The 13,234-nt window shown below is 72.7% G+C and carries 13 protein-coding genes; 9 read left to right on the top strand and 4 right to left on the bottom strand.

Going from position 1 to position 13,234, the window contains the following annotated elements:
- Positions 1-47: 47 nt before the first annotated feature.
- Positions 48-293, bottom strand: a complete 246-nt coding sequence (locus ACIRBX_RS07260) for a hypothetical protein (protein ID WP_402294277.1) — start codon at positions 291-293, stop codon at positions 48-50.
- Positions 294-537: 244 nt separating this feature from the next.
- On the opposite strand from ACIRBX_RS07260, the gene ACIRBX_RS07255 reads away from it, so the two are divergent.
- Entirely contained in the window at positions 538-1,320 is a 783-nt protein-coding gene (locus ACIRBX_RS07255; protein WP_402294275.1) for a thioesterase II family protein, read from the top strand.
- A gap of 79 nt (positions 1,321-1,399) precedes the next feature.
- Here the strand turns inward: ACIRBX_RS07255 and ACIRBX_RS07250 are convergent, their stop codons facing one another.
- Together ACIRBX_RS07250 and ACIRBX_RS07245 are read right to left on the bottom strand one after the other, a co-directional pair.
- Positions 1,400-2,254 (bottom strand): nucleotidyltransferase domain-containing protein, encoded by an 855-nt coding sequence (locus ACIRBX_RS07250; protein WP_402294273.1) that lies wholly within the window; start codon positions 2,252-2,254, stop codon positions 1,400-1,402.
- 302 nt (positions 2,255-2,556) lie between these two features.
- Entirely contained in the window at positions 2,557-3,246 is a 690-nt protein-coding gene (locus ACIRBX_RS07245; RefSeq protein WP_402294271.1) for an Eco29kI family restriction endonuclease, read from the bottom strand.
- A gap of 369 nt (positions 3,247-3,615) precedes the next feature.
- On the opposite strand from ACIRBX_RS07245, the gene ACIRBX_RS07240 reads away from it, so the two are divergent.
- Both ACIRBX_RS07240 and ACIRBX_RS07235 read left to right on the top strand, forming a co-directional pair.
- Positions 3,616-4,980 (top strand): DNA cytosine methyltransferase, encoded by a 1,365-nt coding sequence (locus tag ACIRBX_RS07240; RefSeq protein WP_402294270.1) that lies wholly within the window; start codon positions 3,616-3,618, stop codon positions 4,978-4,980.
- Between the two features lie 163 nt (positions 4,981-5,143).
- On the top strand, positions 5,144-5,743 hold the full coding sequence (locus ACIRBX_RS07235; protein ID WP_402294269.1) for a very short patch repair endonuclease: 600 nt from the start codon (positions 5,144-5,146) through the stop codon (positions 5,741-5,743).
- 220 nt (positions 5,744-5,963) lie between these two features.
- On the opposite strand, the gene ACIRBX_RS07230 is transcribed toward ACIRBX_RS07235, so the two are convergent.
- Positions 5,964-6,602 carry an ATP-binding protein gene (locus ACIRBX_RS07230; protein WP_402294267.1) on the bottom strand — a complete coding sequence of 213 codons (639 nt, stop codon included), beginning with the start codon at positions 6,600-6,602 and terminating at the stop codon, positions 5,964-5,966.
- A gap of 231 nt (positions 6,603-6,833) precedes the next feature.
- Between ACIRBX_RS07230 and ACIRBX_RS07225 the strand changes: the two genes are divergently transcribed.
- The 6 genes from ACIRBX_RS07225 (at position 6,834) to efeB (ending at position 13,152) form a co-directional block, all read left to right on the top strand.
- Positions 6,834-7,670, top strand: coding sequence for a hypothetical protein (locus ACIRBX_RS07225; protein ID WP_402294266.1), 837 nt, complete (start codon positions 6,834-6,836; stop codon positions 7,668-7,670).
- Positions 7,671-7,811: 141 nt separating this feature from the next.
- Positions 7,812-8,561 (top strand): YcnI family protein, encoded by a 750-nt coding sequence (locus tag ACIRBX_RS07220; RefSeq protein WP_402294264.1) that lies wholly within the window; start codon positions 7,812-7,814, stop codon positions 8,559-8,561.
- Positions 8,562-8,654: 93 nt separating this feature from the next.
- Complete coding sequence (locus tag ACIRBX_RS07215) at positions 8,655-9,335, top strand: SCO family protein (RefSeq protein WP_402294263.1); 681 nt, start codon at positions 8,655-8,657, stop codon at positions 9,333-9,335.
- Positions 9,332-9,823, top strand: coding sequence for a copper chaperone PCu(A)C (locus tag ACIRBX_RS07210; RefSeq protein WP_402294261.1), 492 nt, complete (start codon positions 9,332-9,334; stop codon positions 9,821-9,823). The genes ACIRBX_RS07215 and ACIRBX_RS07210 overlap by 4 nt, the downstream gene beginning before the upstream one ends.
- A gap of 6 nt (positions 9,824-9,829) precedes the next feature.
- Entirely contained in the window at positions 9,830-11,911 is a 2,082-nt protein-coding gene (locus ACIRBX_RS07205; protein WP_402294260.1) for a copper resistance protein CopC, read from the top strand.
- A 5-nt stretch (positions 11,912-11,916) separates the two neighbouring features.
- Complete coding sequence (efeB, locus tag ACIRBX_RS07200) at positions 11,917-13,152, top strand: iron uptake transporter deferrochelatase/peroxidase subunit (protein ID WP_402294258.1); 1,236 nt, start codon at positions 11,917-11,919, stop codon at positions 13,150-13,152.
- Positions 13,153-13,234: the final 82 nt, after the last annotated feature.

Raw genomic sequence — 13,234 nt, 5'->3', positions numbered from 1 at the left:
CCGGTCGGAGGCGGGTCGGTCGGGGCCGGGTCCACGGGCGCGGCGGGCTACGGCTGCTCGGTGTAGGTGTGTTCGCCGGGCAGGTACGGCGCCTCGCGGAGGAACAGCGCCCCGCAGGTGTGGCAGTTCAGGTCGGGCTGCTCCGTCCACCTGGTCGGCTCGCGGCGCTCCGCACCGTCCTCCAGTTCGTGGCCGCACATCGCGGTGGTGGCGGACCCCGTGGTGATGTGCCAGCTCTTCACGCCGCCGGACTGACCGTCAGGGCCGTACTCGGCCCGCATCTGGTGCTCCATGCCCCAAGGCTGCGCCGACCGGCCCGGCCCGGCAATTCCTGAGCGCCCGTCAGGACTCCGGGCCCGCCCTCACGGGGGCGGCCCGGGGAGCCGCCCCCGAGGCGGCTCCCGGCACAATGGACAGGCCCTTGACCGTGAAGCGGTCCGACGCCCGGGCCGGGCGCGGACCGCCGATGCCGGGGGTGCCGATCACCGGTCACGGCCGCCGCCCGGTGACCACCGCCCCGACCACGGAGGAATCCGCATGACCGCCGCTCTCCGCCCCGCCCCCACCGTGCACCGGCCCCGGCCGGTGGCCGCGCCCGTCCTGCGGCTCTTCCTCTTCCACCACGCCGGTGGCTCGCACCTCTTCTTCCGGGAGTGGTGCGACCTCTTCCCGGTCGACTGGGAGGTGGTGCTGGTGGAGGCGCCCGGGCGCGGCTTCGGCGGCACCGAGCCGGCGTACACCGAGCTGGCCCCGCTGGTCGAACGCTTCCGGACCGACCTGAGCAGTCGGCTGGACGTGCCGTACGCCTTCTTCGGGCACAGCATGGGCAGCCTGGTGGCCACCGAGCTCGCCCGGCGGATACGGGCGGCCGGGGAGCCCGGCCCGCGCTGGCTCGGCCTCTCCGCCTGGGCGGCCGACCAGGAGCGGCCCGGGGACGGGCGGCCGCCCCGGCACCTGCACTCCGACGAGGAGCTGCGGGAGGTGCTGGTCCGGATGGGTGGCACCCCGGCGGAGGTGCTGGACGTACCGGAGCTGTGGCAGCTGTTCGCCCCCGCGATCCGGAGCGACTTCCAGCTGGTGGACACCGCCCCGGCGGAGCTGCGGGCCCCGCTGCCCGAGCTGCCGCAGTCGCTGTTCGCCGGTCTGGACGACGCGGTGACGCCGGCCGCGGCAGTGGCCGCGCTGGCCGAGCGGCTGCCGCACCTCACCGGGCTGCACGTTCACCCCGGTGACCACTTCTACCTGCGCGAGCACCGCAAGGTGATCGCCCGTCAGATCGTGGAGGACCTCGGCGGCGTGCTCCGGGGGTCCGCCGCCTGACGCCCCGGGCCGGAGCGGCCGACGGGGGAGCTCCCTCGCCGGCCGCTCACCCTGACGCCTGACCCGCTCACTGCACCCCTCACTGCACCCCGGACCCGATCAGCTCCCGCTCGACCGTGCGCAGGGCCGCCACCGCCGCCAGCAGCACCTCCGGCTCGGCCGACAGCCCGCCGAGGGCCGCCTCCACCCGGGGCCGGTAGCCGGCCGGGGTACGGGGCATCGCGGCGGCCTCCGCGAGGGCGCCCTTCTCGTTCAGCAGGAAGCGGCCGTTGCGGGCGAAGACCACCTGGTTGAGGCAGGCCACCGCGCGGTGCAGCAGACCGGTGACCTGGTGCAGATCGCCCCGGCGGGCCGGTGAGAGGGCCCCGTCCAGCGAGAAGCCGGCCTCCCAGCCGAACCGGCCGGTCACCGCCTCCGCCAGCGCCGCCGGGTACGGGTCGACCAGGGCGCGCAGCCCGGCGAGCCGGCCCTCGGGGTCGTGCAGCGGCAGGTTGTGCCGCACCTCGCCCGCGTAGACCGTGGAGACGAAGCCGTGCGGGTGCCCCGGCTGGTAGTCGACGGTGAAGCTCCCGGCCGCCGCCTCCCGGACCACCCGCTCCACCCGGCCGTGGTCGCGCAGCAGGATGTCGGTCTTCAGACCGTCGACCCGGAGCCAGACCCCGCCGTTGATCCACGGCCCCCACTCGCCGTATCCGCCGTACCCGGCCGGCTCCCCCCGGTCGTCCAGCTCGGCGGCTGCGGCCAGCACCTGCTCGAACTCCGGTGCGGCGGCGGGGTCGTAGTACAGCCCGATGTCCAGGTCCGAATCCGGCCGGGCCGCGCCCCGGGCCCGGGAGCCCCCGAGCACCACCCCGGTCACCCCGGGCAGCCGGGCCAGCCGCTCCCCGATCCGCTCGATGGTCCGGACGGGCTCGGGCACCTGTGCGTTCGTCATCCGGTCAGCCTAGGACCGGCGCTGACGGGTGGTCGGAGGGCGGTGGGCTCAGGAGGCGGCCCGGAGGAGGGCGTCGTCCTGCCACTTGAGGACCGATTGGCCGACAAGGTCCGGTGACCTGCGGGTTTGTCGCGAAAACGCCGCTGACCAGGGAAAACTGCCTTCGGCAGTTGGCACTGGTCAGCGGCGTTTTTGGTCCCCATGTGACCCAGATGTGCCCTTACATGCGCGGCTCCTGCGGGCCGAAGAGGGCGTTCGGAACTGGCACCCACTACCTGACCCACCAAGGCTCTGCTCGCGGATCAGATCACTCCGGGCGGCCGACCGGCAGCGCCAGGGTGGGGCTGCCCATAGAGTTCGAGGTGAGCACGCACCTGCTGCCGAAGCGGCTCTGGTCCGCCAGGCTGGGCCGTCATGCCATCGGCCCAGTCGACTCCGGTATGCACCTCATGCCACTTGGGACGAAGTTGCTTGCCTTCTCGCCCCGAGCCTTGACGGTTGACACCAAAGCCTTCGAGTACGACGTTCCAGACCGGCCGCAAGTCTCTGATCATCAGGCGCTCGGCCATCGGGGTGAAGAGGTCATCAGCGGGGAGGTACCTCGCGAAGAAGTCCTGCACGTTGAGGTCGGACGCCTTATCGATCTTCCGCGAGTGGTTCCCGAGCCTGCTCCAGAGCGGGTTGCCCTCCCATGCCTCCCCCACCGTCACGCCCTTACGACCGCCGCTTGGATCGGCCTTGCCAACGTAGATAGGGACTTCGAACTGGTCGGATGAGATCGGGCCGTAGAGCTCGTGATCCCCGGCATAGTAGAGCGCGTAGATCCCACACCCGTTGAAGCGGGGAACTCGGTCCAGCTGGACGGCGTCACGCGAGGTCAACGCCCACAACACGCTGCGTCCGATGTTCTCACGGCGCAACGGGTCATAGATGATCTCAGGGCCGGCTACTGACCCTTCGGCGAAGCCGTCAAAGGCGGGCTGCGTGGTCACTCAGGCTGCTCCACTCTGTTCGAAGGACGACTGACTGGTCGGGTGTGGGCGCGAGCGTGCGCGCTGTCGCGACGGCGATTCCCAGCCTCGGGCCGTCGGCAACTCAAGAGGGACTCCGGCACCACTTGACCTTCCACTCTCGGCCAGTCGATGGGATGGGTGCCGGCGCGGCGGCACTCCTGCCGACTTTCGGGCTACACCTCACGCGACACCCCCGGGAAGACCCACAGCGGCCCCTCAGATCGCATCGCCGTGCTGCATCTCTCTTGATCGGCGTGATCACCAAAACCCTATCGGCGGCGTACACGCGAGGACGAACTTTCTTGGCAAGTAGCTTGAAGATCGACAGCTCCGCGGTATGCTTTCACCATGGCTGAGCTGTATGAAGAGTCGAAGAAAGACCGCACCAGCGTCGAATTGTTCGCCGGTGCTGGCGGCTTGGCCATGGCCGTACATGGCGCGGACTTCCGGCCACTGCTCTTCAACGAGTTCGCCAAGCGGGCCTGTGAAACCCTGGCGGCCAACGGAGCCAAGCCGCTGCCTGACGGACAGGCACCAGTACGGGCTCCCAAGCCGGGCGAGCAGGTGCCCTTGTTTGCTGGTGACGTCCAGGACCTGGAGATGGACTACCTGAAGGGCCAGGTCGACATCCTGGCCGGAGGACCGCCCTGCCAGCCCTTCAGCCTCGGAGGCGTCGCCAAGGGCGACGAGGACAAGCGGAACATGTTCCCGCAGATGTTCAAGGCCGTCCGCCAGATCCAGCCGAAGGCCGTGATCTGCGAGAACGTCCGCGGTCTGCTCAGGCCGTCGTTCAAGTCCTACTTCGATTACATCCTGCGCGAGTTGGCGCTGCCCTTCGAGGAGCGTGCCGAGGGCGCGGACTGGACGCAGCACGACCAGTACCTGCAGACGCGACTACAGCAGGGTGACGAGCACCTGCAGACGCGACTGCAGCAGGACCCGGAGTACCTCAAGAAGCGGTATCGGGTCGTCATGACGCCTGTGAACGCGGCGGACTACGGCGTGCCTCAGATCCGCAACCGCGTGATCATCGTGGCCTTCCGCCGCGACCTTGATGTCGACATTGAGCTGTTCAAGTCGCTCGTGAAGCCGACGCACTCCGAGGCTGCACTCATCCGATCCATGATGGACGGGGGAAGTTACTGGGAACGTCACCCGGAAGTCCCCACGCACGTGCGCGAGTGGGTCCAGGCACGTCTCCCGAAGGTCGCGCCGAAGGACGACGGCCTTCTGCCCTGGTACACCCTGCGAGACGCGATCGCGGGTATCGGCGACAACAAGCCCTTGCCGGAGGTCCCGGACGAGTGGCTGGATCGCACCGAGCACTTGCTCGGCGGCTTCACCGAGCACATCGGTTGGCCCGGAGCCCGCATCTATGACGGTCACACTCCGAACGAGCTCGACCGGCCGGCCAAGACCGTCAAGGCTGGCGTGCACGGAGTACCTGGAGGTGAGTCGGTCATGTTGCTCGACGAGCTGGTCGCCGACAAGGCCGCACAGGGCGGTCGCAGGTATAAGCACCGCTACATGACGGTACGAGAGACAGCTCGTGTCATGACCTTTCCGGACACCTGGGAGCTCAAGGGCCCGCGTGGCGAGAAGATGCGTCAACTCGGGAACGCCGTACCGGTCGTTCTCGGAGAGGTCTTCGCCAAGGCCGTCGCCACCGTCTTGGACGAGGCGGAGAAGCGCCAGCGTGCCAAGGACAGCTAGCGTCGCGCAGGGCCGCTGGAAACACGACCCGCCGCCCAACCGCGCGTGGAAGGGACGTCCGGGCCGGAGTCGCGAGACTCTGGCAGCCGAGCAGGACCGGGCCGCCGGCGGCCGCCATCGGCGCTCCGTAGACCTCGGTGACGGCCGATTCGCCCGCGCCTCCGTGGAGTTGAAGGTACTGCCGGACACACGCCGCATTCGCGCCTATTTGCGCTGGTCCGATGCCGGCAAGTCTCCTGCCCGCTACCTCGGAGAAGTCGAGCAGGGCACCCGTGCGGCGAACCTCGCCGAGGGCTGGAGCCTCGCCCGGCAGAAAGGGCTCCTGACCGAGGAACCTCCGGCGGAGGGGTCCTGGGCCTCCTCAGCGGCGGTCCGGGCCTCGATGCAAGGCAACCGGAACAAAGATACGAAACCAGAGCTGCGACTGCGTTCACTGTTGCACAAGCAGGGGCTCCGGTACCGCGTCGCGGCTAGACCGCTCCCCGAACTGCGGCGCACCGCCGACGTGCTCTTCCCACGGGCCAGAGTGGCAGTCTTCGTCGACGGCTGCTACTGGCACGGCTGCCCCGAGCACCTTCGGCCCCCTTCCAAGAACGTCGAGTTCTGGCAGGCGAAGATCGACGGCAACCGGACCAGGGATGCGGAGACCGACCACCGTCTCCGGGAAGCTGGATGGACCGTCATCCGGGTCTGGGAGCACGAGGATCCGGTCGAGGCCGCCGCGCGGATCGCGGACATTGTTCGAGCCGCAGCGTCGGTCTGAATCGGAGGTCGCGACCTACTGACCTGACCGCCATCGCAACCGATCGCGTGTCCGCCAACCGCAGTACGGCGATCGGTACCATCCGCGCCGGGTACTGCCCGGCGCCCCGCCAGAGCAGAAGTCCGCGCCCGCGTGCCCCAGCTGCGCCGTGGCGGCCTTACACCTCGTCATGGACGATCAACCCCGATATTTAACTCTCCGCACTGAAAGGCGAGTTACCTCAGGAGGCGGCCCGGAGGAGGGCGTCGTCCTGCCACTTGAGGACCTTGTCGAAGCTGACGATGGCGCCGCGGAGGGGGTGGTTGCGGAGCTGGACGTGGTCGGTGAGGGCGTGGATCAGGAAGAGGCCGCGACCGCTCTCGGCGGTGAGGTCGGGGAGGGCTTCGAGGTCGACCGGGCGGGCGGAGGTGGGGCGGCCGGCCGGGAGGACGTGGGTGTCGTAGGGAGCGGGGCGGCCCTCGGGGCGGGAGTGCTGGGGGGTGAGGGCCGGGAGGGTGGCCCGGCCCCGGCGGGTGCGGCAGCGGGTGCGCGGGCGGACGGGGGCGGCGGGCCGGCGGACGGTGGGGAGGGGAGGGGTGCGGGTGGGTGCGGTGGCCGGGGGGAGGCCGGGGCCGGAGTCGGTGACCTCGATCCGCAGGGTGTCGCCGGAGATGGAGGCGGTCACCTGGAAGCCCTCGTCGGGGCGGGAGCAGGTGGCGTGCTCGACGGCGTTGGCACAGGCCTCGGTGAGGGCGATGCCCAGGTCGAAGGCGATCTGCGGGTCGACCCCGGCGGAGTCCATCGCGCCCAGCAGGATGCGCCGGGCGAGCGGCACACTGGCCGGGTCGCGCTTGAGGTGCAGAGTCCACCAGATGTCCACGGGAGGTCCCTCCTGGCTGCGGCTCCACATACAACTAGGTATCTCCGACGCATTCGCGGGTGAACCGTGCCCGAGCCCCGGGACCGCCCGTTCGGCGGATGGACTGGTGCAGCGGGGTGTGCCGGGCAGCGCACTGCACGGCGCGCACGCCGGGGCCGAACGGGGCATTGTGATGTATTTTCCGCCCCTCCCCGGGGCCCGCCCGTAGGCGGTGAGAGGATGGCTCCCGCCATGACCAGCCATCAGCCCGCCCCGCCGCCGGGAGCCGCCACCGAGGGCCGCCGCGCCCCGGCCGCCGCTGCCGTGGCCGCGTGGGACCTGCGGCTGGCCAGGGCGGTGCCGTTCGCGCTGGTCTGCACGCTGATCGCGGCGGCCGGTCACACCGTGATCGGCAGCGGGGACGTGCCGCTGCCCGCGCTGGTGCTCGGCTTCGCGCTGGTGTGCGCGGCCGGCGTCGCGCTCGGTGGCCGGGAGCGTTCGCTCGGCTCGATCGCCGGGGCGCTCGGGGCCGGGCAGTTGGCGCTGCACCTGCTCTTCCACTCCGCCTGCGGAGGGTTCGCCGGAACGGCGATGGCCGGGATGGCCGGGATGGGCGGGACGGCCGGGACGCACCACGGCGGGCTGACGCTGCCTCAGGTGGCCGGCCGGCTGGTCTGCAACGAGACCGGGCTCCCGCTGGCCGGGGACCCGGCGCAGCTGGTCCGGGCCGCCGGGCTGGACCCGTTGGCCTATCCGGTGTCCACCGCCGCTCCGGGCGGGGGCTTCCTCGGGATGACCGTCCCGATGCTGCTCGGCCACCTTGCCGCCGCCGTGCTGGCCGGCTGGTGGTTGCGCCGGGGCGAGGCCGCGCTCTGGCGGCTGCTGCGGCTGACCGCCCGGGCGGCCCAGGAGTGCGCGGCCCCGCTGCGCACGGCGCTCGCCCTGGTGCTGGCGCTGCTGCTGGGCCCGGCCGCGGAGCCGTGCGCGCGGCGCGCGCCCCGCGCGGGCGACTGGCGGCTGCCCGCCGCCGTCTCGCTGCGGCACAGCCTGCTCCGGCGCGGCCCTCCCGGGTACGGGTTCGCGCGCTGACCGACGGCCCGTCCGGGCCGGTGCGGCGTGCGCAGAGTGCTGACCGTCCGTCAGCTTCCGACCTCCCGTACCCCCGGGTCCGCCCGCCGTCCGAGGACGGCCGAGCGCGGCACCCGCCGTCTCCGTCTGGAGCCCACACCCATGCGCATCTCCCCTGCCCGTCGTCTCGTCGGTGCCACCTCCGTCGCCGCCGTCGCCGTGCTGGCACTGGCCGCCCCCGCCTCCGCGCACGTCACCGTGCAGCCGGGCTCGGCCCAGCAGGGCGGCTACACCGCCGTCGACTTCCGGGTGCCGAACGAGAGCGACACCGCCTCCACCGTGAAGCTGGAGGTCAACCTGCCGCTGGACCACCCGATGGCCTCCGTCCGGGTGCTGCCGGTGCCGGGCTGGACCGCCGTGCTGGAGAAGTCCAAGCTCGACAAGCCGCTGAACTCGCACGGCAAGGACATCACCGAGGCGGTCTCCAAGATCACCTGGACCGCCGAGGGCGGCGCCAAGATCGCGCCCGGCCAGTTCCAGGAGTTCAAGGTCTCGCTCGGCGCGCTGCCGACGGACACCGAGAAGGTCACCTTCAAGGCGCTCCAGACCTACGACAACGGTGACGTGGTGCGCTGGATCGACGAGGCCAAGGAGGGCCAGCCCGAGCCCGCCAAGCCCGCCCCGGTGCTGACCCTGACCAAGGCACCGGCCGCCGCCGGCGCGGACCACCACGCGGCCGGCTCGGCCGACACCGCGAAGGACGCCGCGAAGGACGGGGAGAAGACCGGGCACGCCGTGGCGAAGGGCGACGACTCCACCGCCCGCACGCTCGGCGTGGTCGGCATCGTGGTCGGCGTGATCGGCGCCGCCCTCGGCGTCCTCGGCCTGCGCCGCAAGAGCAGCGCCTCCTGAGCCCGGGCCCGGCCGGGCCGCCACCGCGCATCCGCCGGTGACGGCGGCCCGGCCGGGCCGCAGTACGCCCCCGCCCCACGAACGGATCACCCCATGGCCACCCGCACCCCCCGACGGACCACCCCCCGGCTGATCGGCGCCGCCGCCCTCGCGCTGACCGCCGCCCTCTCCCTGACCGCCTGCGGCTCCTCCGGCAGCAGCTCCGAAGGCCCGGCCAAGGTGTCGAAGGAGAAGAGCACCTCGCCGTACCAGGCGACCGTGCTGACCAAGCAGTTCGAGAAGCCCGAGCTGGTGCTGAACGACACCTCGGGCCGGCCGTACGACCTGCGGGCCAAGACCGCCGGCCGGGCCACCCTGCTGTTCTTCGGCTACACCAGCTGCCCGGACGTCTGCCCGACCACCATGGGCGACATCGGCGTGGCGATGTCCAAGCTGCCGGTCGAGGAGCAGCAGAAGATCGACGTGGTCTTCGTCTCCACCGACCCCGAGCGGGACACCCCGCAGGTGCTGCGCACCTGGCTGGACTCGATGGGCAAGAGCTTCACCGGCCTGACCGGTGACCTGGAGAAGGTCAAGGCCGCCGCCAAGACGCTGGGCGTGCTGGTCGAGGACCCGATCGTGAACAAGGACGGCACCGTCACCTCCTCGCACGGCGCCCAGGTGCTGGGCTTCCTGCCCTCCGACGACAAGGCCCACCTGCTCTACCTGAGCAGCACCTCGACCCAGACCTTCGAGCACGACCTCCCGCTGCTGGCCAAGGGGGTGGCCGCGTGACCGGCTTCGGCCGCACCGCCCTGATCGGCGCGGGCGTGGCCGCCGCGCTGACCGCCGGCACGATACTCGTCGGCTGCGGGTCCGACGACCCGTCAGCCGGCTCCCCGTCGGCCGACGCCGCGCCCCGGCTCAGCGTGGTCGACTCCTACATCCCGCTGCCGGCCAGCCCGAACGGGATGGGCGCCGGCTACCTGACGGTGCGCAACGAGGGCGGCGCCGACGAGTTGGTGAAGGTCTCCAGCCCGTCGGCCAAGTCGGTCACCATGCACCGCTCGACCGAGCGGACCATGGAGGAGGTGGAGTCCTTCACGGTGCCGTCCGGCGGCGAGCTGCAGCTGGCCCGGGGCGGCAACCACCTGATGATCATGGGCTGGGAGAAGGCGCCCGCCGTCGGCGACCAGCTCGAACTGGACCTGACCTTCAAGAAGGGCGGGACGGTGGCCGTGAAGGTGCCCGTCCAGCCGCTCACCTACCGACCGGGAAGCTGACGGACCATGAAGAGGCTCGGTGCTCTGCTGGCGGTGGCCGGCGCGGTCCTGGTGCTGCTGCTCGGCGGGGCCGGGACGGCCTCCGCCCACGCCGCGCTGGTCTCCACCGACCCGGCGGCCAACACGGTGCTGCCCACCGCCCCCGGGACGGTGACCCTGACCTTCAGCGAGGGCGTCTCGCTCTCCCCCGACTCGGTGCGGGTGCTCGGACCCGACGGCGCGTCGGTGGACTCCGGCTCGCCCGGCCACGTGGACGGCAAGGCCGCCACCGCCCGGGTCGGCCTCAAGTCCGGCCTGCCGAACGGCACCTACACGGTGGCCTGGCGGGCGGTCTCCGAGGACTCGCACCCGATCGGCGGCGCCTTCGTCTTCTCGATCGGCGCCCCGTCCGCCACCAGCGTCTCGGCCACCGCCCTCCAGGACGTCAAGGCCGACTCCACGGTCGCGTTCCTCTACGGCACCGGCCGGGCGGTCGCGTACGGCGCCTTCGCCCTGCTGGCCGGAGCAGCCGCCTTCGTGCTGCTCTGCTGGCCGGCCGGGGTCGCCGTCCGGGCGGTGCAGCGGCTGCTGATGACCGGCTGGGTCGCGCTGCTGGTGGCCACCGTCGGGGTGCTGCTGCTGCGCGGCCCGTACGAGCGGGGCACCGGGGTCGGGCAGGCGCTGGACCTCTCGCTGGTGCGGGCCACCCTGGACGAGCGGATCGGCACCGCGCTCTCGGTCCGGCTGCTGCTGCTGGCCGCCGCCGGGGTCTTCCTCTCACTGCTGGTCGGGCAGTTGGGGCAGCAGCGGCCGGTGGCGGCGGTCCCCGAGACGGGTGACCCGGAGGAGGACGAGCTGCGGCGGCTGGAGCGGAAGGCCGCCGAACGTCCGCTCCGGGACGCCCGCCTGGGCCTCGGGGTGGCCGGGCTGGTGCTCGCGGTGGCGCTCTCCGCCACCTGGGCCGGGGCGGATCACGCCTCGGTCGGCGAGCAGGTCTGGCTGGCGCTGCCCACCGCGATGGTGCACCTGCTGGCGATGGCGCTCTGGCTGGGCGGGCTCGTCACGCTGCTGATCGGCCTGCGGTCCGGGATCGGGCTGCGGGCGGTCGAGGTCTTCTCCCGGCTGGCCTTCTGGTCGGTCGCGGTGCTGGTGGCCACCGGGCTCTACCAGTCCTGGCGCGGGCTGGGCGGCTGGGCGCCGCTGCTCGACACCGAGTACGGGCGGCTGCTGCTGGTGAAGACCGGTGTGGTGCTCGCGATGGTCGGGGTGGCCTGGTTCTCCCGGGGCTGGGTGGCGCGGCTGCGGACCGAGCCGGACACGGCCGCGGTGGCGGCGAGCGGGGAGGCGGCGGAGGTCGGGGCCGGGGTCGAGGCCGGGGCCGAGCTGCGGGAGGCGGCGGTGTCCGCGCCGGGCGCGGCGTCGGGCGGTGCGGGTGCCGCAGCTGATGTCGGTGCGGGTACGGGTGCGGGTGCGGGCGGGACGGAGGACGAGGACCCGGTGCGGGCTGCGCAGTTGGCGTTGCAGCAGGCCGCGCGGGCGAAGGCGACGGAGCGTCAGGAACGGGACGGCACCCCCGCCCGGGCCGGGCTGCGCCGCTCGGTCCTGGTGGAGGCCGCCGTGGCCGTGGCCGTGCTGGTGGTCACCACCATGCTGACCAACACCCCGCCCGGCAAGGTCGCCGAGGCGGTGGCCGCCTCCCCAGGCGGCGCGGCCGTCCAGAACCCGAACGACCGGAACCCGGTGCGGGACGGCGCGGTGCCCGGCCGGACGGTGGAGCTCAAGCTCCCCTACGACACCGGTGGCCGCACGCCCAACGCCAAGGGCACCGCCACGGTGGTGCTCAGCCCCGCCGGGATCGGCCTCAACTCGGCCAAGCTCACCCTGACCGACCAGGCCGGACAGCCGGTCGAGGTCCCCGAGGTGCAGCTCGCCGTCACGTTGCCGGACCGCGACCTGGGCCCGCTCCCGGTCACCACGCAGTCGGTCGGCCCCGGCAGCTGGACCGGTGACGTCCAACTCCCGCTCGCGGGCAACTGGGTGGTGTCGGTGACCGTGCGGTCCTCCGACATCGACCAGGCGACCGTGGTGAAGTCCCTGAAGATCGGCTGAGCACGATGACCGCCACTCCCCTCTCCCGCCGTGCCCTGCTGGGTGGCGTCGGCGCGGCCGGACTGACCGTCGGGGTGGCCGGCGGCGCGCTCGGGCGGGAGGCCCTGGCCGCCGATCCGACCGCCGACCGGGCCGGCGCTGACGAGCGGGCTGCCGGTGCACTGGGGCGGGCGGCCGTGCCGTTCTTCGGCCCCCGGCAGGCCGGGATCACCGAGGCGGCCCAGGCCCGGGTGCAGTGGGCCGCCTTCGACCTGGCCCCCGGGGTCGGCCGGGACGGGCTGCGGCAGCTGTTGCGGCAGTGGTCGGCGACCGCCGCCCGGCTGGCCCGGGGGGAGACGGCCGAGGCGGCGGAGAACCAGATCGCGCTGGACGCCGGGCCGTGCGGGCTGACCTTCACCTTCGGGTTCGGCGCGGCGGTCTTCGAGAAGGCCGGCCTGACGGACCGTCGGCCGGCCGCGCTGGCGCCGCTGCCCGCGTTCCCCGAGGACGCGATCGATCCGGCGCGGAGCGAGGGCGACCTCTGGGTGCAGATCGGCGCGGACGACGCGCTGGTGGTGTTCCACGCGTTCCGGGTGCTCCAGCGGCAGGCCGCCGGGCTGGCCGGCCTGCGCTGGCAGATGGCGGGCTTCAGCCGCACCCCCGGAGCCACCGAGCGACCGATGACACCGCGCAACCTGATGGGCCAGATCGACGGCACCGGGAACCCGAAGCCGGCCGACGCCGGATTCGAGGAGAAGGTCTTCGCGGGCGGGTCCGACTGGATGCGGGGCGGGACGTACGCGGTGGTGCGGCGGATCAGGATGCTGCTGGACAACTGGGAGGCACTGCCGACGGACCGTCAGGAGCGGGTGATCGGGCGGCGGAAGTCGGACGGCGGCCCGCTCTCGGGCGGCTCCGAGCACACTCCCGTGGACCTCACCGCGACCGGGGCGGACGGCGGGCTGCTGATCCCGGCGGACGCACACGTGCGGGTGGCGGCGCCCGCCGCGAACGGTGGTGCCACCATGCTGCGGCGCGGGTTCTCGTACGCGGACGGGATGGCGGCGGACGGGGCGCCGGACGCGGGGCTGCTGTTCGTGGCGTACCAGGCGGACCCGGGGAAGGGATTCGTGCCGGTACAGCGGAAGTTGGCCCGGGGGGACGGGCTCTCGCGGTTCCTCCGGCACGAGAGCTCGGGGCTGTACGCGGTGCCGCCCGGGGCGCCCGAGGGCGGGTACGTCGGGCAGCAACTGCTGGACTGAGCCTGCGGCCCGGCCGAGGATGCCTTTGGGCGAGCGGGCCACCAGGCAGCCGCCCAGGGGCGCGAGGAACTGCGCGCAGCGG

This window comes from Kitasatospora sp. NPDC096147 (genome assembly GCF_044763225.1).
Taxonomy (GTDB): domain Bacteria; phylum Actinomycetota; class Actinomycetes; order Streptomycetales; family Streptomycetaceae; genus Kitasatospora.
This window is presented reverse-complemented; position numbering and strand designations above follow the sequence as displayed.